Source organism: Burkholderia contaminans (genome assembly GCF_029633825.1).
In the GTDB taxonomy this organism is placed as follows: Bacteria; Pseudomonadota; Gammaproteobacteria; order Burkholderiales; family Burkholderiaceae; genus Burkholderia; species Burkholderia contaminans.
The window spans coordinates 1178934-1199819 of the sequence record NZ_CP090642.1 but is presented as its reverse complement, the minus strand read 5'-3'; the positions used below and the strand labels follow the sequence as shown (position 1 = coordinate 1199819).

20 protein-coding genes are annotated in these 20886 nt (G+C 69.7%); 8 read left to right on the top strand and 12 right to left on the bottom strand.

Annotated features, from left to right (window positions below):
- Positions 1 to 93: 93 nt before the first annotated feature.
- On the bottom strand, positions 94 to 741 hold the full coding sequence (locus LXE91_RS37475; protein ID WP_039353431.1) for a response regulator: 648 nt from the start codon (positions 739 to 741) through the stop codon (positions 94 to 96).
- A 323-nt stretch (positions 742 to 1064) separates the two neighbouring features.
- Here LXE91_RS37475 and LXE91_RS37470 point away from each other — a divergent pair, with 323 nt between their 5' ends.
- Positions 1065 to 1535 (top strand): universal stress protein, encoded by a 471-nt coding sequence (locus LXE91_RS37470; protein WP_039353428.1) that lies wholly within the window; start codon positions 1065 to 1067, stop codon positions 1533 to 1535.
- 48 nt (positions 1536 to 1583) lie between these two features.
- Here the strand turns inward: LXE91_RS37470 and LXE91_RS37465 are convergent, their stop codons facing one another.
- The 4 genes from LXE91_RS37465 to LXE91_RS37450 form a co-directional block, all read right to left on the bottom strand.
- Positions 1584 to 2417, bottom strand: coding sequence for a universal stress protein (locus tag LXE91_RS37465; protein WP_039353425.1), 834 nt, complete (start codon positions 2415 to 2417; stop codon positions 1584 to 1586).
- Positions 2414 to 2917 (bottom strand): universal stress protein, encoded by a 504-nt coding sequence (locus tag LXE91_RS37460; protein WP_039353423.1) that lies wholly within the window; start codon positions 2915 to 2917, stop codon positions 2414 to 2416. The genes LXE91_RS37465 and LXE91_RS37460 overlap by 4 nt, the downstream gene beginning before the upstream one ends.
- 69 nt (positions 2918 to 2986) lie before the next feature.
- Positions 2987 to 4186, bottom strand: a complete 1200-nt coding sequence (locus tag LXE91_RS37455; protein ID WP_039353422.1) for an acetate/propionate family kinase — start codon at positions 4184 to 4186, stop codon at positions 2987 to 2989.
- 8 nt (positions 4187 to 4194) lie between these two features.
- A complete protein-coding gene (locus tag LXE91_RS37450; protein WP_039353420.1) occupies positions 4195 to 5034 on the bottom strand; it encodes a universal stress protein in 840 nt (279 codons plus the stop codon).
- A 153-nt stretch (positions 5035 to 5187) separates the two neighbouring features.
- Here LXE91_RS37450 and LXE91_RS37445 point away from each other — a divergent pair, with 153 nt between their 5' ends.
- From LXE91_RS37445 to LXE91_RS37425, 5 genes are read left to right on the top strand one after another with little or no spacing between them, the layout of a single operon-like run.
- The gene (locus LXE91_RS37445) at positions 5188 to 5724 is read left to right on the top strand and encodes a hypothetical protein (protein WP_039353418.1); all 537 of its coding nucleotides are present in this window, start codon (positions 5188 to 5190) and stop codon (positions 5722 to 5724) included.
- Positions 5714 to 6460, top strand: coding sequence for a beta-ketoacyl-ACP reductase (locus tag LXE91_RS37440; protein ID WP_039353417.1), 747 nt, complete (start codon positions 5714 to 5716; stop codon positions 6458 to 6460). The genes LXE91_RS37445 and LXE91_RS37440 overlap by 11 nt, the downstream gene beginning before the upstream one ends.
- Complete coding sequence (locus tag LXE91_RS37435; RefSeq protein WP_039353416.1) at positions 6457 to 8271, top strand: PHA/PHB synthase family protein; 1815 nt, start codon at positions 6457 to 6459, stop codon at positions 8269 to 8271. Before LXE91_RS37440 ends, LXE91_RS37435 begins: the two co-directional genes overlap by 4 nt.
- Complete coding sequence (locus tag LXE91_RS37430) at positions 8268 to 9260, top strand: bifunctional enoyl-CoA hydratase/phosphate acetyltransferase (RefSeq protein ID WP_039353414.1); 993 nt, start codon at positions 8268 to 8270, stop codon at positions 9258 to 9260. Before LXE91_RS37435 ends, LXE91_RS37430 begins: the two co-directional genes overlap by 4 nt.
- Positions 9261 to 9305: 45 nt before the next feature.
- A complete protein-coding gene (locus tag LXE91_RS37425) occupies positions 9306 to 10346 on the top strand; it encodes a zinc-dependent alcohol dehydrogenase family protein (RefSeq protein ID WP_039353412.1) in 1041 nt (346 codons plus the stop codon).
- 71 nt (positions 10347 to 10417) lie between these two features.
- Here the strand turns inward: LXE91_RS37425 and LXE91_RS37420 are convergent, their stop codons facing one another.
- A complete protein-coding gene (locus tag LXE91_RS37420; RefSeq protein WP_039353410.1) occupies positions 10418 to 11821 on the bottom strand; it encodes an MBL fold metallo-hydrolase RNA specificity domain-containing protein in 1404 nt (467 codons plus the stop codon).
- 304 nt (positions 11822 to 12125) lie between these two features.
- Between LXE91_RS37420 and LXE91_RS37415 the strand changes: the two genes are divergently transcribed.
- Positions 12126 to 12581: a hypothetical protein gene (locus LXE91_RS37415; RefSeq protein ID WP_039353406.1), complete on the top strand. Its 456-nt coding sequence runs from the start codon at positions 12126 to 12128 to the stop codon at positions 12579 to 12581.
- A 64-nt stretch (positions 12582 to 12645) separates the two neighbouring features.
- Here LXE91_RS37415 and LXE91_RS43835 read toward each other — a convergent pair whose 3' ends face one another.
- The 6 genes from LXE91_RS43835 to LXE91_RS37385 form a co-directional block, all read right to left on the bottom strand.
- Positions 12646 to 13002, bottom strand: coding sequence for a DUF2964 family protein (locus LXE91_RS43835; protein WP_321200060.1), 357 nt, complete (start codon positions 13000 to 13002; stop codon positions 12646 to 12648).
- The gene (locus LXE91_RS37405; protein WP_039353401.1) at positions 12999 to 14123 is read right to left on the bottom strand and encodes an ABC transporter permease; all 1125 of its coding nucleotides are present in this window, start codon (positions 14121 to 14123) and stop codon (positions 12999 to 13001) included. The genes LXE91_RS43835 and LXE91_RS37405 overlap by 4 nt, the downstream gene beginning before the upstream one ends.
- A 2-nt stretch (positions 14124 to 14125) precedes the next feature.
- The gene (gene rbbA, locus LXE91_RS37400) at positions 14126 to 16960 is read right to left on the bottom strand and encodes a ribosome-associated ATPase/putative transporter RbbA (protein ID WP_039353398.1); all 2835 of its coding nucleotides are present in this window, start codon (positions 16958 to 16960) and stop codon (positions 14126 to 14128) included.
- On the bottom strand, positions 16957 to 18030 hold the full coding sequence (locus LXE91_RS37395) for an HlyD family secretion protein (protein WP_039353395.1): 1074 nt from the start codon (positions 18028 to 18030) through the stop codon (positions 16957 to 16959). Before LXE91_RS37395 ends, rbbA begins: the two co-directional genes overlap by 4 nt.
- On the bottom strand, positions 18027 to 19535 hold the full coding sequence (locus tag LXE91_RS37390) for an efflux transporter outer membrane subunit (RefSeq protein ID WP_039353393.1): 1509 nt from the start codon (positions 19533 to 19535) through the stop codon (positions 18027 to 18029). The genes LXE91_RS37395 and LXE91_RS37390 overlap by 4 nt, the downstream gene beginning before the upstream one ends.
- 208 nt (positions 19536 to 19743) lie before the next feature.
- Positions 19744 to 19932, bottom strand: coding sequence for a DUF2964 family protein (locus tag LXE91_RS37385; protein ID WP_039353513.1), 189 nt, complete (start codon positions 19930 to 19932; stop codon positions 19744 to 19746).
- 279 nt (positions 19933 to 20211) lie between these two features.
- On the opposite strand from LXE91_RS37385, the gene LXE91_RS37380 reads away from it, so the two are divergent.
- On the top strand, positions 20212 to 20859 hold the full coding sequence (locus LXE91_RS37380) for a BON domain-containing protein (protein ID WP_039353390.1): 648 nt from the start codon (positions 20212 to 20214) through the stop codon (positions 20857 to 20859).
- Positions 20860 to 20886 lie beyond the last annotated feature (27 nt).

Here is a 20886-nt window from a genome sequence, read left to right as displayed (position 1 = left end):
TCACATGGAAGCGATGTAGGCGGTTTCCTACACGGGTGCGGCATTCTGTCCGGGCCGACGCGGGGGCGCACCGGTCGTGCGCCGGAGCCGCCATCAGAGCTCGTCCGGGTCGTCGAACAGCTTGTGGCGCATCGCATAGCGCACGAGCGCCGTGTCGTTCGGCATCTGCATCTTCTCGAGAATCCGCGTCTTGTAGGTACTGACCGTCTTGACGCTGACACAGAGCGCTTCCGCGATTTCGGAGATCGACTCGCCGGTAGTAACGCGCCGGAACACGTCGAATTCACGGTCGGACAGACGCTGGTGCGGCAGCAGATCGGTCGGCTCGTTCAGGCTCTGCGCGAACTGCTCGGCCATGGTCAGGCTGACGTAGACACCGCCCGCCGCGATCTTGGTCAGCGCCGCGACCAGCTCGGCGCTCGCGCTCTCCTTGGTCATGTAGCCGGATGCGCCGGCGCGGAACGCGCGCACCGCGTATTGCTGCTCGGCATGCATCGTCAGCACGAGGATATGCAAGGCCGGCTTCTCGTCCCTGATCTGCTTGATGAGTTCGACGCCGTTGCGGCCCGGCATCGACAGGTCGAGCACCAGGATGTTCGCGGAGGTATCCCGCACGAGCGCGATCGTCGACGCACTGTCGCGCGCTTCGCCCGCGACCTCGAAGCCGCTTGCGCTCTGCAGGATGTGCCGCAGGCCGTCCCGGACGAGGGCGTGGTCGTCGGCGATGAGTACACGGATCATGGCAATCCATTCCCCGCCGGATCGCGTGGCGCGGCCCACGCGGCGGCATGCGTCGATCGTCGCCGCGGACCGGCGCGTTCGATCGTCCGATGATGGCCGACGCCGATGACCGGACGATGTCCATCGTCGTCGGGGCGGGACCGGCATGGGGGCCGGTTCGTCGATGCCCCGAAATTGTGCGCCGTTCGCCGGCTTTCGCCAATCGGGATCGATGCGTACTGCCGCCGTCGCGGGCGCTTGACCGGCGTCAACCGGATGACGTTGGCCGGGCCCAGACTGGTTCGGCAAGCCGGTCGGAACCGGGCAACGACAGGGGGGGCATCATGTACGCACGGATCTTTGCAGCACTCGACGGCAGCCGCAGTTCGCGGCTGGCGCTCGACGAGGCGATCGCGCTCGCTCGCGATTCGGGGGGCCTGATCGTCGCCGTGTGCGTGGTATCGGACGCGCCGCGACTGACGGACGTCGACAGCGGCTACATCGACCAGCGCGACCCGGCGGGGCTGGATGCGGACAAGGCCGCGACCGCGGTGGCGGATGCGGAGACCGCGTTTCGCCTGTGCGGCGTGCGCGGCACCGCGCACACGATCGACGCGTGCGGCGAGGATGTGTCGTCCGTGCTGGCGCGAGCGGCCGCGGAATGCGACGCGGACCTGATCGTGATGGGCACGCACGGGCGCCGCGGTGTACGCCGCGCGGTGCTCGGCAGCGTCGCCGAATCGCTGGTGCGCACCGCCGACCGGCCGGTGCTGGTCGTGCGCGAGGGGCAGGGCGCGTGCGCGGCCGTGCTGTGACCGACGAGGGCAGCCGTTGGCGGCTGCCCCGTCGTCACGCGTGCGGCGTCAGTGCGACAGCAGTACCGGCACCGTCATCGTCTCGAGGATGGTGCGCGTCGCGCCGCCCAGCACGCGTTCGTGCATGCGCGCATGGCTGTACAGGCCCATCACCAGCAGATCGGCATGCAGGTCGGTCACCCGGTTCAGCAGCGTCGCGCCTACGCCGACCGACCGGTCGCGCGGCGTCGTCGAGAACGACGCGCGCACGCCATGCCGTTCGAGATACGCGGCGACGTCGACGCCCGCCGGCGTCTTGTCCGGATCGGGCTGGCCGTGCACGACCGTCTCGACGTTGACGAAGCGCGCGCGGGCCAGCAGCGGCAGCGCATCGGCCATCACGCGGGCGGCTTCGCGCCCGCCGTCCCAGCCGATCAGCACGTTCTCGCCGATCGTTCGCACGTCGCCCGCGTAGGGCACGACGATCGCCGGACGGCCGCTGCCCATCACGACATCCTCGACGAAATGCCGCGCCACGTAGGTCAGTCGATCGTCCGGGTCTTCCTGGCCGAGGATCAGCAGGTCGGCGTGGCGCGCGTGCAGGATGGCGGCGGCGGTCGCGTCGCCGGCCGGCGCCTGCCATTCGACGCTGCGTCCCGCGCGCTCGGCGGCCATCAGGAATTTCTCCTCGGCCTCCTTGCGCCGCTGGTCGCACAGGCGTTCGTACACGGCCAGTTTCAGCGGTTCGTCGGGCCGCCGCAGCGGCTCGAAGAGATCCTGGCAGACCACGTAGAGGCCGATCAGATGCGCATTCCAGCGCGCCGCGAGTTCGAGTGCGAGGTCGACGCGGGTCGCGCAGCGCTCGCTGTCGTCGAGATGGACGAGCAGGGTCTTGTAGCTCATGACGGCTCCTTTTCGGTGGATGCGGCGGCGGTCTCGGCAGGTTTTCCGGACGGGCAGCCCGCCGGAATCATCAGCACCGGGCACGTGGCCAGGCGCAGCACGCGCTCGGCCACGCTGCCGAGGAAGAGGCGCTGAACACCGCGCCGGCCGTGCGTGCCCATGATGATCAGGTCGGCCTCGATTTCTTTGGCAAGACCGACGATCCGGTGCGGGATGTCTTCGCCCGCCGGCGCGACGTTGGAGATCTGCGGCGTGCCGGCGACGTCGCGCGCCTTCAGGCGTCGCGCCGCGTCATCGGTGACGCGCAGCCCTTCTTCACGAAAGGCGTCGACCAGGATCGACGGATCGTAGCCGTACATGTCGTAGGCCGGCACGAGGAAATCGACGACGTAGACGGGAGTCAGCCGCGCACCCGTCTCCGACGCGATGGCCAGCGCGGCGTCGAGTGCACGGGACGACGTGTCGCTGCCGTCGAGTGCAACCAGAATGTTCGAGTACATGGCAGTTCCCTTGAACGGATGTGGATGAGATCATCATCGGCGCGCGCGCGCCGGTCGCGCTGATCTGGATCAAGCGTCGCGGTTGGCGCGCAGCACCCCGAGCGCGGCGCGCGCGGCGATCCACGCTTCGTTGGTCGGCTCGACGACAACCGTGACCGCGCTCGACGCGGACGACACGACCGACGCATGGTCCGCGTTCGCGCCTACGTCGATGTCGATGCCGAGCCAGGCGAGCGCCGCGCAGATCCGCTCGCGCAACACGGCCGAGTGCTCGCCGATGCCGGCCGTGAAGACCAGCATGTCGAGGCCGCCGAGCAGCGCGACGAGCGCACCGGTTTCGCGCACGATGCGGTGGACGTAGAGCGTCAGTGCATCGCGGGCGAAAGCATCGCCGGCGGCTTCGCACGCCAGCAGCACACGCGGATCGCCGGAAGCGCCCGACACGCCCTTGAGGCCCGACTCGTGATAGAGCATGTGGCCCAATGCGGCGGTGGACAGCTTGCCGGCCTCGAGCAGGTGCAGCACCACGCCGGGATCGAGGGTGCCGCAGCGCGTGCTCATCATCAGCCCGTCGAGCGCCGAGAAGCCCATCGTCGTCGCGACGCTGCGGCAGTCGCGCATCGCGCACAGGCTGGCGCCGCTGCCGAGATGGGCGGCGATCACGCGGCCGTGCGCACGTGCGCCGAACCGCTCGTCGAGCGCGGCGGCCAGGTATTCGTACGACAGACCGTGGAACCCGTAGCGGCGCACGCCCTGGTCGAACCACGCATGCGGCAGCGGCAGCAATTGCTCGGCGCGCGGCAGTGTGCGATGAAACGCGGTATCGAACACGGCGACCTGCGGCACGTCGGGAAACGCGTCGCGCAGCGCGTCGATCGCATCGAGGCTGTGCGGTTGATGCAACGGCGCGAGCGGCGTCAGCGTGCGAAGCGCGTCGAGCACCGCGTCGTCGACGACGACCGGGTCGACGTACCGGGCACCGCCATGCACGACACGATGTGCGATGGCGCCCAGCGCGATATGCGGCAGTTGCACGCGGATCCACATCGCGACCTGCGCAAGCACCGCACGGTATGGATCTGCCATGCGCAGCGGCAGCGTGCCGCCCGGGGCAGCGTCGAAGCGGAGCGACACGCCGTTGCCGGTTTCGCTCGCTTCACCCTCGTGCAGCGGCCGCCGCGCGGGATCCCCGTGCGGCGGATACGCGAAGACCGCGAACTTCACGCTCGACGAACCGGCATTGACGACGAGCAGCGCGAGCGTACGCATCGATCGGTTCAGTGCGACATCAGCACCGGGAGCGTCATCGACGCGAGCACCGTGCGCGTGGCGCCCCCCATGATCAGTTCATGCCAGCGCGGATGCCCGTAGGCGCCCATGACCAGCAGGTCGGAACCCGTTTCATAAGCGCGCGACAGCAGCGTGTCGCCGACCGACGCGCCGGTACCGGTGTCGATGTCGAGCACGTTCACGTCGCGCGCATGGCGCGCGAGCATCAACGCGGCATCGGCGGCCGGAATGCGCGTGGTCGCCGCTTCCGAATCGCCGTCGACCACGGCGGCGACCGTCGTGCGCTTCGCATGCTCGAGGAACGGGAGCGCGTCGTGTGCGGCGCGGGCGGCTTCGCGGCTGCCGTCCCACGCGACGAACACCCGTTCGCCGATCGACGGGAATTCGCCGGTGTATGGCCAGAACAGCACCGGGCGGCCGGCGGACAACACGAGGTTCTCCGGAAACTGGTCGTCGATGTAGGTTTCGGGATCGTTCGGGTCGCTCTGGCCCGCAATCACGAGGTCGGCAAGTCGAGCGGCACGCGGCACGGCCACATTCGCGCGCTCATCCGCGCGAACCCAGGTGGCCGGCACTTTCGCCCGCGCGGTTTCCGCATGGAACAGGCGCTCCAGCGCGGCGAGCCGCTCGTCGCGTTGCTCGCGGTGCGCGCGGAAATAGTCTGCGGAACCGGCCATCACGTAGAACGAGTGCGGCTCCGGCGTGTAGACCGCGTACAGCCCGGTGAGATGCGCACCGAAGCGCCGGGCGAGACGCAACGCCAGCTCGAGACGCGAATGCGCGCGGGTGCTCGTATCGAGGTGCACGACTAGGCTTTTGTAGCTCATCGGAATCGCTCCATCGACGGGTGATCCGCCTGTGCAATCCAGTCTACGAAGCAGGGTTTCCGCGTGCTTGACTCAGATCAACGGGTGCCATGCGCCACGGTCGCACAGTGAAGTGGACGCCCATTCACCGACCGGATCGAAGGAGGGAAGACGATGAGCCCCCAGGCTTTGACCACACCGAACGACGCTTGCCGCGCGGGTTGCGATCTCGCGTTGCGCATGGCCGTGCTGACGCGCGACTGGCAGCACGAATGGCACGCGCTGGCGGGGCGGCGCATCGAGCGGGACCGCGACGCGGTGCGCGGCCTGCAGCAGGCGCTGGCAACGACGAACGAGTGGACGGCGTTCGGCGAGGCGGCCCGGCAGGTGATGCGCGACTACACGATCGCGACCGTCGCGATCTGGCAGGACGCCACCGAGCTGTGGATGCGCGGGCAGTTCGAGAGCGCGAGTGCGTGGCGCACTTGGCTGCGCGATTACGGCACCGGCGCGCTGTCGCGCTACCAGACCGACTGGTGGCCCGATCTCGGGCGGCTGGCCGTGGTCAACGAGGCGAGCATGCCGTGGCGCGACTGGATGGCCGCGTTCGAGCTCGGCATCACGGAAACCGTCGACGCGGGCGGCGGGGCCGCGGACGTCCGGCGTCTCGATGGCCGCCATGCGGCGCAGGAGCACGATCATGTCCGCTGAGCGCATCGCTTTCGTCACCGGCGGGATGGGTGGCCTCGGTGCCGCGATCAGCCGCCGCCTGCACGATGCCGGCATGACGGTGGCGGTCTCGCACACCGAACGCAACGACCACGTCGCGACGTGGCTCACGCAGGAACGCGAGGCGGGCCGCACGTTTCATGCGTACGAGGTCGACGTGGCCGACTACGACTCGTGCCAGCACTGCGCGGCACGCGTGCTGGCGGAGTTCGGGCGCGTCGACGTGCTCGTCAACAACGCGGGCATCACGCACGATGCCACCTTCGTGAAGATGACCAAGAGCATGTGGGATGCGGTGCTGCGCACCAATCTCGACGGCCTGTTCAACATGACGAAGCCGTTCGTGCCCGGAATGATCGATGCCGGCTTCGGCCGGATCGTCAACATCGGGTCGGTGAACGGGGAGCGCGGCGCGTACGGGCAGGCGAACTACGCGGCCGCGAAAGCCGGCATCCACGGTTTCACGAAATCGCTGGCGCTCGAACTCGCGCGGCACGGCATCACGGTCAACACGGTGGCCCCGGGCTACCTGGCCACCGCGATGCTCGAGTCGGTACCGAAGGAGGTGCTCGACACGAAGATCCTGCCGCAGATTCCGGCCGGCCGCCTCGGCGACCCCGACGAAATCGCCGCGCTCGTCGCGTTCCTGTGTTCCGAAGCGGGGGCGTTCGCGACCGGTGCGGAATTCGACGTCAACGGCGGCATGTACATGCGATGAAAGCGTCCGTCATCCGTGTGCCGCTCCCGCGCGAATCGACGCAGTCGCCGGATCGGGACGAGCAGGAGCCGGACCGGTCCGAATGCACCGCCGCCGAGGCGACCCCCGCCGAACAATGGAACCGCGCCGCGCATGCCAACGTCGCCGCGATGACCTTCGGGCTGTCGCCCGTGTCGTTGGCGCTGGCCCTGCTCGACTGGGGCGCTCACCTGGCGGTGTCGCCGGGCAAGTGCTTCGAACTCGCGACGCAGGCGTGGCTCGCGGCCGCGCCCGCGGCGGCGGAGAAAGGCGCGGCGGACGACGCCGACACGGACGGCCTGGCCGTGCATGCGGGGCACGCCGATCCGCGCTTCGCCGCGCCCGCCTGGTCGGGCTGGCCGTTTCGCACGTATCGCGACGGCTTCCTGTCGGTCCAGCGCTGGTGGCGCGAAGCGACGCGCGGCGTGCCGGGTGTCGAACGGCACCATGAGGAGCTGGTCGGCTTCGTCGCGCGTCAATGGCTCGACGCGTGCTCGCCCGGCAACTTTCTGGCGACCAATCCCGTCGCGCTCGACGCGACGATGCGCAGCGGCGGCGCGAACCTCGCGGCGGGGGCGCGGCACTGGCTCGACGATGCGAACGCGTGGCTCGATCGCGCCGGCGGCACGCGTGGCCGCGACCCGCGGACGTACCTGCCGGGGCGCGACGTCGCGATTACGCCGGGCCGGGTCGTGTGGCGCAACGCATTGTGCGAGCTGCTGCAATACGATCCGACGACACCGCGCGTCGCGCGCGAGCCGATCCTGGTCGTGCCGTCGTGGATCATGAAGTACTACATCCTCGATCTGCAGCCGCACGATTCGCTGATCCGTTTCCTCGTCGATGCGGGCTACACCGTGTTTGCGGTGTCGTGGCGCAATCCGGACGCGCAAGCGCGCAATCTCGGGCTCGACGATTACCTGCGCGACGGGTGCCTGGCCGCGCTCGACGTCGTCCGGTCGATCTGCGGCGAGGCGGTCCACGCGGCCGGCTATTGCCTCGGCGGCACGCTGCTGGCAATCGCCGCGGCGGCGCTCGCACGCGACGGGCGGCAACACGAAGCCCTGCGATCCGTCACGTTGCTCGCGGCCGAGACCGATTTCAGCGAACCCGGCGAACTCGGCCTGTTCATCGACGCGAGCGAACTGTCCGCGCTCGACGCGCTGATGTGGCGGCAGGGCTACCTGGACGGCGCGCAGATGTCCGCCGCGTTCGAACTGCTGAACGCGCGCGACCTGATCTGGTCGCGGATGATGAGCGAATACCTGCTCGGCAGGCGCACGAAGCCCAACGACCTGATGTCGTGGAATGCGGACACCACGCGCATGCCGTACCGGATGCATTCGGAATACCTGACTCGCCTGTTCCTCGACAACGATCTCGCGGCCGGCCGCTACTGTGTCGACGGGCGGCCGGTCGCGCTGTCGGATCTCGACGTGCCGACGTTCGTGGTCGGCACCGAGCGCGATCACGTGTCGCCGTGGCGCTCGGTCTACAAGCTTCATCTGCTGACGCACCACGCATTGACCTTCGTGCTGACGGCGGGCGGCCACAACGCGGGCATCGTGTCGGAACCCGGTCATCCGGGCCGCCATTACCGCTGCGCGACCCGCGAACCCGGCGCGCCTTACCGCAGCCCGCGCGACTTCATGCGCGACACGCCCGCGGTCGACGGATCGTGGTGGACCTGCTGGCGCGACTGGCTGCACGCACGCTCGTCGGGTGACGTGCCGGCCCGCACGCCGGCCGCCGGGCTCGCGGCGGCGCCGGGCGCCTACGTGCTCGAAACATGAACGGGTATCGGCATCCGGATCCGTGCGGCGGCGCGTGCCTGCCCGGCCTGCTGCCGCGCGCGGACGGCGCATGGCCCGGGCTGATCGCGCGGGCACGCAACGCCGCGCCGCTCGTCGTGGCCGTCGTGCATCCGTGCGATGCAACCAGTCTCGTCGCACTGGCCGAACTCCGCGAGTCGCCGCTGGCGGCCGCGATCGAGCCGCTGATCGTCGCGCCGCGCGACAAGGTGCTGCGTGTCGCGCACGATGCGGGCGTCGATCTGTCGCCGTGGACGATCGAGGACGTGCCGCACAGCCACGCGGCGGCGGCCCGCGCGGTCGAACTCGCGGCGGCCGGCCGTGCCGGCGCGCTGATGAAGGGCAGCCTGCATACGGACGAGCTGATGGGCGCGGTCGTCGCCGCCGAATCGGGGCTGCGCACCGACAAACGCATGTCCCACTGTTTCCTGATCGAGACGCCGGCGTATCCGCGTCCGTTCATCCTGACCGACGCGGCGGTGAACATCGCGCCGGACCTCGCGCAGAAGGCGGCCATCACGCAGAACGCGATCGACGTCGCGCATGCGCTGGGCGTGGCGTGCCCGCGCGTGGCGGTGCTGTGCGCGGTCGAGACCGTCAATCCGGCGATGCGCTCGACGCTCGACGCGGCGGCGCTCGCGAAGATGGCCGAGCGCGGCCAGCTCACGGGCGCGATCGTCGACGGCCCGCTCGCGTTCGACAACGCGATCTCGCTGCGGGCGGCGCACGACAAGGGGATCGATTCGCCGGTCGCCGGCTGCGCCGACATCCTGGTCGTGCCCGATATCGAAGCCGGCAACCTGCTCGCGAAGCAACTCGAATACCTGGGGGGCGCCGTCAGCGCGGGCATCGTCGTGGGCGCGCGCGTGCCGATCGTGCTGACGAGCCGCGCCGACGGCGCGGCCGTCCGGGTCGCGTCCTGCGCACTCGCGATGGTGCTGGCGCAGGCGCGGCATGCGCCGCAGTCCTGATCAACGTACCTGCAACCCTTTCTTTCTTTCGATGGAGGAACCCCGATGAAAGCACTCGTCTACCACGGGCCCGGGCGCAAGGCGCTCGAGGAGCGGCCGATGCCGGAGCTGCAGTCGCCCACCGACGCGCTCGTGCGCGTGACGCGCACGACGATCTGCGGCACCGATCTGCACATCCTCAAGGGCGACGTACCGACTTGCGAACCCGGCCGCATTCTCGGCCACGAAGGGGTCGGGATCGTCGAGCAGGTCGGCGCCGCGGTCGATGCGCTGAAGCCGGGCGATCACGTGCTGATTTCCTGCATCTCGTCGTGCGGCCGCTGCGAATATTGCCGGCGGGGCCTCTATTCGCATTGCACGACCGGCGGCTGGATCCTCGGCAACCGGATCGACGGCACGCAGGCCGAGTACGTGCGCATCCCGCATGCGCAGACGAGCCTCTACCGGATTCCGCCGGGCGCGGACGAGGAAGCGCTCGTGATGCTGTCGGACATCCTGCCGACCGGGTTCGAATGCGGCGTGCTGAACGGCAAGGTGCAGCCGGGCTGCTCGGTGGCGATCGTCGGCGCGGGTCCGATCGGGCTGGCGGCGCTGCTGACCGCGCAGTTCTACTCGCCCGCGCGGATCATCATGATCGATCCGGACAACAACCGACTGGACGTGGCGCAGCGCTTCGGCGCGACCGACTGCATCGACGGCCGCGCCGGCGACCCGGTGGCGGAAGTGATGAAGCTGACCGACGGCGTCGGCGTCGATTGCGCGATCGAGGCGGTCGGGATTCCGGCGACGTTCGAGATGTGCACGTCACTGGTGGCGCCGGGCGGCGTGGTCGCGAACGTCGGCGTGCACGGGGTCAAGGCCGACCTGCACCTCGAGAAGCTGTGGGATCGCAATATCTCGATCACGACCCGGCTGGTCGACACGGTCAGCACGCCGATGCTGCTGAAGACCGTGCGCGCCGGGCGCCTCGATCCGAAACGCCTGATCACGCACCGGTTCTCGCTCGACGACGTCGAGCGCGCGTACGACACGTTCGGCCGCGCCGCGCAAACCCATGCGCTGAAGGTCATCATCGAAGTCGGTTGATGGCCGGGTCGCGCGCGGCGGGAACCGGCAGGCGATACCGGGTTCCCGCCACCGCGCGGCGGGTCACGCCGTCAGGAGGAAAGCGCGGCCGGCTCGCGCGTGTCGCCGGATTCGACCGCATCGAGATCGACGCACTGCGCATACACCGGCACCTCGCACGGCCAGTGCAGCCGCTCCGCGATGCGCCGCCGCATCGCATCGGCCGCGGCCGGCTCGCCATGCGTGACGAAGGTCCGCACGGGCGCGCGCTGCATCGTGCCGAGCCAGCGGAGGATCTCCTCGTAGTCGGCATGCGCGGAGAGCGTCGTGATCGACTCGACCTGCGCGCGCACGCGCACGTACTCGCCGTGGATCTTCAGCGTCGGCTCGTGCGCGGCCAGCGCCGCGCCGCGCGTGCCCGCCGCCTGGTAGCCGACCAGCGCGATCGTGTTGCGCGCATCGGGCGCGTAGCGGCTCAGGTGATGCAGCACGCGGCCGCCCGTCGCCATCCCGCTGCCGGCGATGATGACCATCGGGCCCTGATGGTCGGCAATCGCCTTCGACTGCTCGACCGAGCGGATCATCGTGGCCGCATGGCCGAGCGCGTTCGCTTCGGAAGGCGTCAGCCGGTGTTCGAGGATATGGTGACGATAGATCTCGGTCACGTCGGTGGCCATCGGGCTGTCGACGAATACCGGCACGCGCGCCATCCGGCCGGACGCCTTCAGGCGCGCGATGTAGTGCAGGATCTCCTGCGCGCGGCCGACGGTGAAGCACGGCATCACGACCACGCCGCCGCGCGCGAAGGTCTTGTCGAACAGCGCGGCGAGTTCGTTCTCGGGGTCCGATTCCGGATGCAGCCGGTCGCCGTACGTCGATTCGACGACCAGGTAGTCCGCATGCGCGGGCGCCAGCGGCGGCTGCATGATCGGGTCGTGATAGCGGCCGAGGTCGCCCGAGAAGGCCAGCACCTTGTGATCCCAGTGCATCACGACGCTCGCCGCGCCGAGAATGTGGCCGGCCGGCAGCAGGCGGAACGCCAGGCCGCCGCCGAGCGCCGTGCATTCGTCGAACGCGACGGGCTTCAGCAGGTGCAGTGCGCGCTGCGCATCGTCCAGCGTGTAGAGCGGTTGTGCCGGATGATGCTTCGAATAGCCGTGACGGTTCGCGAAATCGGCTTCTTCCTCCTGCAGCCGCGCGCTGTCGCGCAGCATGATGTCGCAGAGTTCGGCCGTGGCCGCCGTGCAATACACCGGCCCGCGGAACCCCTCGCGCGCCAGCACCGGAAGATAGCCGGTGTGGTCGATATGCGCGTGCGTGAGCACGACCGCGTCGAGCGTGTCGGGCGCGACCGGCAACGGGCTCCAGTTGCGCAGCCGCAGGTTCTTGGTGCCCTGGAACAGGCCGCAGTCGACCAGCACGCGCCGGTTGCCGTGCTCGACCAGGTATTTCGAGCCGGTCACGGTTTCGGTCGCACCGAGAAAAGTCAGTTTCATGGATCGCCTCACGGGAGTGGACGGAGCAGTGAATCGATTACAGCGCGGATGCGCGCGAAGCGATTGATGGAAATCAGGGATTGCCGTATCCGTATCTGCATCCGTATCCGTGCCCCGCTCGGGCGAGGTTCGTCGTCCGGCCGCGGCGGCTTCGGTTTGACGTCAATCAACGCGCGGGCCGGACGGCGGCACGATAGTGATCGCATGCGCGCAGGCGATGTCGTGATCCCACCCTCCGCGCAGGCCGCCTGCGGCGAGTACGCATGGCGCAACGAGATCACGACGCTATCGGGACGAACCCATCATGACGCTGATCGCCAACCTGGACGGCGCGCGGACCGGCTACCGGCTGTGCTTCGTGCGTGCACCCTGGGCGTGGTTCACCTGCCTGCCGCTCGATCAGCAATGCGGCCAGAGCTGGGCCGACGTGCCCTACCAGGACATCGCACAACCGCCTTACAGCGATTCGCGCGCGCAACTGCTGCGCGTGGCGTTCGACGCGCCGCGCCTGCTGCCGCCCGAAGCGGGCCGGCACGGGGGTGACTGGAGCGTCGAGCAGATCAACGGCGGCGCGGTGCCGTGGCTGCGCAGCGAGGCGTTCGTCGACGCGATGAAACTGGCCGTGCCGGCCGGGGCGACGCTCGCCGAATTCGTCGAGACGATCGAGGCTGCCGGCGGCACCGTCTACGGCCCGCTCGGCTGGGCCGAGCTGCCGCCGTGGCAGCGGCCCGACGTCGTGGCGCATACGCAAACGGGCTGAAAGCCCGCGTCGCGCCGGCCGCCGCCGAGTGTTCAACACGGGGAATGCACGGGAGGCGGGCATGTCACGACCGCTCGCCGGCGCCCGGATCCGGCTGCGCGACGAAGGCGGCGCTGCCCGCCACCAGCGCGACGATCGCGTATGGAAGCACATGCACGCCGACCAGCATCGCGTGCACGACGCCCAGCAGCGATGCGAGTGCGATGAATACGCCGAGCGTGGCAACAACGATCCGGTTTGGCAGGCGCATCATGGCGTTCTCCAGGGAGGCGGCCGCCGGCCGCCCGTGAGCGCGATGCCGCGTGGCCGCGATCGCGGCCGCTACGGATTGCGCAAGTCGTGACGTCATGATCGCGTGCAGGGTTCCGGCACGGTTGATCTGTATCAACGGACGAATCCGGGCGCCCGACGGGCCGCTCACGCCATCTGCGTGATGGTCTTGCGAAACCGCATCAGCGACAGCAGGAACAGCACGCAACCGATCGCGAACAGCACCACGAACTGGATCCAGACCGCATCGAGGCCGGCGCCCCGGTACAGGATGCGTTGCGCGAGTTCGACGAAATGCGTGGTCGGCGCGGCCAGCATGATGTCCTGCACGGCGAGCGGCATGCTCTCGCGCGGCGTCAGGCCGCCCGACAGCAACTGCAGCGGCAGCAGCACGAGCACCAGCAGCATCCCGAACTGCGGCATGCTGCGCACGAGCGTCGCGAGAAAGATGCCCATCGACGTCGTCGCGAACAGGTGCAGCGCCATGCCGGCCACGAACAGCGGGATGGAGCCCGGAATCGGCACGTGCAGCGCCCCGCCCACGACCAGCGTCAGCGATGCGACGGCCGCCACCGTGACGACGAGCCCCATCGACCACACCTTCGCGAGCATGATCTCCGCCGCCGTCACCGGCATCACGAGCAGATGCTCGATCGTGCCGTGCTCGCGCTCGCGGATCAGCGCGGCCCCGGTGAGGATCATCGACAGCATCGTCACGTTGTTGATCAGCTCCATCAGCGCGCCGAACCACACCTCGTCGAGATTCGGGTTGAAGCGCATCCGCATCGCGAGATCGACGGGCGGCGACGATGCGCCGCGATAGCGCCGCACGAATGCATCGATCTCGCCCGCCACGATCTGCTGCACGTAGCCGCCGCCGGTAAACGCCTGCGTCATGCGGGTCGCGTCGACGTTGAGCTGGATCGTCGCAGGGCGGCCGGCCAGCACGTCGCGCTGGAAATCCGGCGGAATGTCGAGCGAGAACGTGTAGTCGCCGTTGTCGAGGCCGCGGTCGGCCGCGGCCGCGCCGACGATCGGGGGCGGCGCGAACTGCGGCGGGAAGAACGCCGCGACGATGCGCGCGGACAGCGGCGATGCATCCTCGTCGACGATCGCGATCGGCACCTTGTGCAGCGTTTCCGGGCGCGCGGTGGCCGCGACGTAGATCGACGCGCTGAACGTATAGACGATCAGCACGAGCAGGATCGGATCGCGGGCGAGGCTCCACAGCTCCTTGACCCCGAGCCGGAAAATGACGAGCAGGCGCGACATGGTCAGCGCTCCTGTTTGCGCAGCAGCACGGCCGTCATGACCAGGATGGCCGGCGCTGCCGCGAGCAGCGGCCAGAACTGCGACGACAGGTCGCCCAGGCCGAGTGCCTTGTTGAACACGCCGCGGCTGATCGCGAGCATGTAGGTGGCCGGGTAGACCGTGCCGATCCACTTGCCGGCGCCTTCCAGCGACGACAACGGCGTGAGCAGCCCCGAGAACTGCACGACGGGAATCAGCGTGCCGACGATCGTCATGAAGATCGCGGCGATCTGGCTGCGCGTGAACGTCGACGCGAACAGCCCGATGCCCGTGGCCACCACGTTGAAGACCAGCACCGCGGCCGCGAGCGTGAAGAAGCTGCCCTTGATCCGCACGCCGAACGCGATGTCGGCCAGCACGACCATCAGCAGGAAGTTCAGCATGGCCAGCATCACGTAGGGCGCCTGCTTGCCGAGCAGGAATTCGGCGCGTGTGACGGGCGTCACGTACAGGTTGACGATCGAGCCGAGCTCCCGTTCGCGGACGACGGCCAGCGCCGTCAGCATCGCGGGGAGCATCAGCAGCAGCATCGGCATGATGGCCGGGATCATCGCCGGCAGGCTCCTGACGTCCGGGTTGTAGCGATAGCGGACGGCGATCTCGACGGCCGGCGCGAGCGACACGCCGAGCCGGCGCTTCGCCTGGTCGCGCAGCCAGTTCTCGTGCATGCCGGCGACATAGCCGCGGATCGTCTCCGCGCGCATCGGCATCGCGCCGTCGATCCACGCGCCGATCTCGACGTGCCGGCCGTGCGCGACGTCGCGGGCGAAGCCGGGCGGAATCTCGATCGCGAGCGACAACTGACCGTTGCGCATGCGCCGGTCGATGTCGCGATCGTCCATGAGCGGGGCGCGCGGCACGAAGTAGCGGGAGCCGCCGAGGTTCTGCGCATAGTCCTGGCTCAGGATCGACTGGTCGCGGTCGAGCACCGCGAACGTCAGGTTGTCGACGTCGAGGCTGATGCCGATGCTGATCACGCACATCAGCACGAGCGACCCGAACAACGCCAGCGTCGCCCGCAGCGGGTCGCGACGCAGCTCCAGCAGTTCGCGCCACAGGTAGCTGCCGGCGCGTGCTGGGCTGAACCACGCGGCCGCGCGGCCGGCGTTGGCACGGGCGCCGGTGGTGCCGGCGGATTCGGCAGTGTCGGCGGTTTCGGGCGGCGTGCCCAGCCAGCCCGCGTCGGACGCCTCGTCCGCCGGCGGGCTCTGCGCTTGCTGCGCGTCGGTCAGGTACGCGATGAACGCTTCCTCGAGCGAGCCGGCGCCGCGCCTGCGCACGAGCTCCGCCGGGGCGGCGCTGGCGAGCACGCGGCCCGCGTGCATCAGCGAGATGCGATCGCAGCGTTCGGCTTCGTTCATGAAGTGCGTCGAGATGAAGATCGTCACGCGATCGTGCCGCGCCAGCTCGATCATCAGCCGCCAGAAGTCGTCCCGCGCGACCGGGTCCACCCCGGACGTCGGCTCGTCGAGGATCAGCAGCTCGGGCTTGTGCACCATCGCCACCGCGAGGGACAGCCGCTGCCGCATGCCGAGCGGCAGGCGTTCGGGCAATGCGTCGAGCGAGCCGGCCAGCCCGAAGCGCTCGGCCATTTCGGCGATCCGCCCCGGCACGTCCGCCTCCGGCACGCCGAACAGCCGCGCATGCAGCACGAGGTTCTGCCGCACGGTCAGCTCCCCGTACAGCGAAAACCCTTGCGACATGTAGCCGACCCGCCGGCGCGTGTCGATGTCGTCCGCCGCGACCGGCTGGCCGAACAGCGTCGCCGTGCCTTCGGACGCGGGAAGCAGCCCCGTGAGCATCTTCATCGTCGTCGACTTGCCGCAGCCGTTGGAGCCGAGGAAGCCGAAGATCTCGCCGCGACGGATCTGCAGGCTGACGTGATCGACCGCGACGAAATCGCCGAACCGCATCGTCAGCCCGTCGGCCTCGATCGCGTAACCGGCGGCGGCATCGGGCTGGAACGGCGCGATCCGGATCGGCTGGTGCCCGCGCCGCTGCGCGTCGGGGAGCAACGCGACGAACGCATCCTCGAGCGTGCCGCAGCCGGTGCGGGCCAGCAGCGCGTCCGGGCTGCCGGTGGCCAGCACGCGCCCGGTGTCCATCGCGATCAGCCGGTCGAACCGCCGGGCCTCGTCCATGTACGCGGTGGCCACCAGCACGCTCATCGCCGGCCGCGCGGCGCGAATGCGCCCGATCAACTCCCAGAACTGGGCGCGCGACAGCGGATCGACGCCGGTCGTCGGTTCGTCGAGGATCAGCAGGTCCGGATCGTGGATCAGCGCGCAGCACAGGCCGAGCTTCTGCTTCATCCCGCCGGACAGTTTGCCGGCGGGCCGGTCCAGGAACGGGTGCAGGCCGGTGCTGTGCGTGAGCGCGTCGATCCGCCGGCGCCGCTCCGCCGCATCGTGGCCGAACAGCCTGGCGAAGAACTGCAGGTTTTCCTCGACGGACAGCGTCGCGTACAGGTTCCGGCCCAGCCCTTGCGGCATGTAGGCGATGCGCCGGCAGACGCGCGCACGATGACGGCGCGACGACAGGTCGCCGCCGAGGGTCCACACGCGCCCCTGCTGGATCGCGCGTGCGCCGGAAATGAGCGCGAGCAGGCTCGACTTGCCGACGCCGTCCGGCCCGATCAGCCCGACCATGCGGCCGGCCGGGATGTCGAGCGTCACGTCGTCGAGCGCGGCCTTGCCGCCGTAGCGCAGCGAGACGCCGGACAGCCGCGCGACGGGCTCGGCAACCGGCGGCCCCTCGGTCGCGCCGGCGGCGGGGTCGGCCGGGAGCGTCGACTTCATTGGGGAACCTTGATCGCGAGGCGCGCGGGCCACGCGGCGTGCGGATCGGTCTTGAGCCACGCCACACCCGGCAGCCCGGTCTTGACGAGCTTCAGATGGCGCTGCAGCAGGTCGCGGTCGATGCGCGCCTTCACGCGGAACATCAGCTTCTGCCGTTCGGTGGCCGTCTCGACCGTCTTCGGCGTGAACTGCGCGGTGCTCGACACATACGACACACGGGCCGGAATCACGTACTCCGGCGCCGCGTCGAGCACGATCCGCACATCGGCGCCGAGCGGCACCCGGCCGACGACCGTCTCGGGCAGGAAGAACGTCATGTAGACATCCGACAGGTCGACCACGTTGAGCACCTTGCCGCCGGCCGGCAGCACTTCGCCCGATTCGGCCACGCGATACTGCACGCGCCCGTCGCGCGGTGATGTCAGGGCGCTGTCCGAGATGTCGGCCTGCACGCGCGCGACCGTTGCCTGCGCGGCCGTCACGGCGGAGCGCGCGGCGACGAGCTGCGCGCGGGTCGCGTCGATCGCGGCCTGCGCGGCCTGTACCTGCGCGCGTGCCGCATTGACGGTCGCCCGCAGGCTGCCGGCGCGCGCGCGGTCGTCGTCGAGTTCCTGCATCGACGATGCGCCGTCGCGCGACAGTGTCTCGGAACGCGCGAGCCGCCGTGTCGCCGCATCCAGTTCGCTTTCCCGCTGGACGACGACGGCCTCGGCCGCCGCCTTGTCGCTGCGCCGCTGCGCGACCTGCGCGTCGATGCTCGCGGCCGTGTTTACCGCCTGCTGCTCCCGGGCGCGCGCTTCGTCGAGCTGCGCCTGCAGGACGACCACGTCCATGCGCGCGAGCGGCTGGCCGGCGGTCACGAAGTCGCCTTCGTCGACGAGCATCGCGGTGACACGCCCCGGCAGCTTGGTCGCGACGTCGATCTCGGTCGCTTCGATACGGCCGTTGCCGCTCACGAGGCCGGCATCGGCCTGGCCGTCACGCCAGCGCGTCCATCCGTAATACGTGATGGCGATCGCGAGCACGGCGACGCCTGCCCCGATCAGAAGAGGGCGCTTGAGGATTTTCATCGTGGGGAATCCGGATTCGTCGATGCGTTGTTCGGTGGCGCGGCGGCCGCGTCGCTGTCTTGCGTGGCGCCCCCGAGCGCGCCATAGAGCGCGACGCGGCTCGACAGCAGTGCGCGACGCGTCATCACCCATTGCTGCTCCGCGTTCATCAGGTCGCGCTGCGCGTCGAGCACCTCGAGGAACCGGGTCGCGCCGCTGTCGTAGCGCAGCTTCGCGAGGCGCGCCCGTTCGGCCTGTGAGTCCAGCGTCGCGCGCTCGATGCGCACCTCGTCGGCCAGCCAGTAGCGCGACGCGAGCGCGTCGGACACATCGCGAAACGCGCTCTGGATCGTCCGCTCGTACTGCGCGAGCGCTTCGTCGCGCTGCGCGTGCGCCAGCGCGAGATTCGAGCGGTTGCGGCCACCGTCGATCAGCGGCAGCGTCACGTTCGGGATCATCGACCAGACGCCGGTGCTGGATGTCAGGAGGTCATGCAGCGCGCTGCTGCCCGAGCCGATCGAGCTCGTCAGCGCGATGCGCGGGAAAAAGGCGGCGCGCGCCGCGCCGATGTTCGCGCGGGCCGCCTGCAGCGCGTGCTCGGCCGCGATCACGTCCGGCCGCCGGGCGAGCAGCGACGACGGCAGGCCGGGCGCGAGCGACGGCGCGACGGCGCCGTCGTCGAGCACGAGCGGCGTGCCGGCCAGGTCCGGCGGCGCGCCGACCAGCAGCGCCAGTGCATCGGCCGCCGACGCGCGCGCCTGCTGCAACTGGGCGCCGAGCGATTCCGCCTGCTGCAGCAGGATCTCGGCCTGCGTCAGGTCGAGGCGGGAGATCGCGCCGGCCGCCTGGCGAAGCCGGAAAATCCGCAGCGACTCGCGGCGCGTGTCGATCGTCGCGCGGGTCAGCGCGATGCGCTCGTCGTATTCGCACAGGGTCAGATACGCGTTGGCGACCGACGTGATCACGCTCAGCGTCGCGGCACGCCGGGCCGCGTCGCTCGCGAGATAGCGCTGCAGCGCCGCGTCCTTCAGGCTGCGCACGCGGCCCCAGAAATCGAGTTCCCATTGCGTTTCGGCCAGCTGGACGTCGTAGACCTGCCCGATGAACGGGGCGGGCGTGAGGAACCCGCCCGGTGCGCGAAACCGTGCATAGGCCGCGCCGGCACCGATCGTCGGCCACTGGTCCGCGCGGCGGATGCCATAGGCGGCGCGGGCCTGTTCGACGCGCGCAACGGCCGCGCGCAGGTCGCGGTTGTTGGCCAGCGCCTGCGCGATCAGCGCCCGAAGGCGCGCATCGACGAAGTAGTCCTGCCACGCGGGCACCGGCGCAACGGCGGCCGCAGCGGCGGGCGGGGCGCCGGCCGACGGATCCGGAAAGGCGGCCGGGATCGGCGCTGCGGGGCGCTGGTCCGGCGGTGCGAGCGACAGGCATCCGGACAGCAGGCCGATACCCGTTGCGAGCGCAACGAAACGCGCGGATCGGGACGCTGCTTTGCGGAAGACGACGGGAGGCGCGATGGCGCGCATGGAATGCCTCGGCGAATACGGAAACGCGGGGGGCGCCGCCACATGGCGGCGCCGCTTCGGGTTCACTTATATCCGACGAATGACGCTCCTACCCTTGATCTGAATCACTTCGACGGGAATGCGTTTCGAGCGGTGCTTCGGTTGACAGGCGCGCCGGAAAATGGCCCCGGGCCGGCGGGTTGTGCCGGGCCCGACGCGATCGTGCACGTCACGGCCGGTCGCCCGGTGCGAGGTTCAGCAGGACGACGAACGAGAGGATGCTCAGGATCAGCGTGACGATCGAGTATCTGAAAACCCGCTCGTCGAACAGCATCCCGTGAATGATGCCGGCCAGAGATGCGAGCGCGATGAACACGCTGAGCGTCGCGAGCGCGATGCGGTATTGCCTGCGGTTCATGACGGTCTCCTGCGGCGTGGCTGTCGTGCGGATGCGAAACGCGCGGGTCGGCGCGGGTTTCGCGGTGTCTGGCGTCATGATCGCGTGGCGCTTTGCCGCACGGTTGATCTGTATCAACGGACGAATCCGGCATTCGCGCACCCGGCGGCCACGGCCGCCGGCACGCCGTTGATTGATCCTCGTCAACCCGCCGGCACCGGCGTGCGCGATGCTGAATCCGGTGCGGCCCGATCGCCGGTCGCGAATGTCACGACCGGTGCGGCCCAACGGGAGACGGAAATGAAGTCCGATGCAGCACTCAAGCAGGATGTCGAGCAGGCGCTGTTCTGGAATCCGGCGATCGACGCGCGGCGGATCGACGTCGACGTACGCGACCGGATCGTCACGTTGCGCGGCTCGGTCGACAGCTGGGCCCAGAAGCTCGAGGCGCAGAAAACGGCGCTGCACGTCGAGGATGCGCGTGCGCTCGTGCTCGAACTGAACGTCACACCGCCGGAGAACGCGTGCGCGGATCAGGAGCTGGCAATCGCCATCACGTTCGCGCTCGGCTGGCAGGAGGCGCTGCGCGATCACAAGATTCGCGTCGAGGTCGACCACGGTTGCGTGACGCTCGACGGCGAAGTCGATCATGCATACCAGAGTCGCGCGGCGGAAAAGATGGTCAGCCGGATGATCGGCGTCGTCGGCGTCGCGAACCGGATCCGGGTGCGCACGGACCACACGGTGCCGGACGTCGGCATGCGGATCGCCGAAGCGCTGGCGCGTCGCGCGCAGCGCGAATCCGCGGGCATTGCGATCGATGCGGTCGACGGCGTCATCACGCTGACGGGCAAGGTCGCGTCGCTTGCCGAAAGGCGCGCCGCGTGCGGCGCGGCCGGGTCGGTGAGGGGCGTGCGCGAGGTCGTCGACCGGCTCACCGTCGGCTGACGGCCGGCCCATGCTGTCTACTGCAAG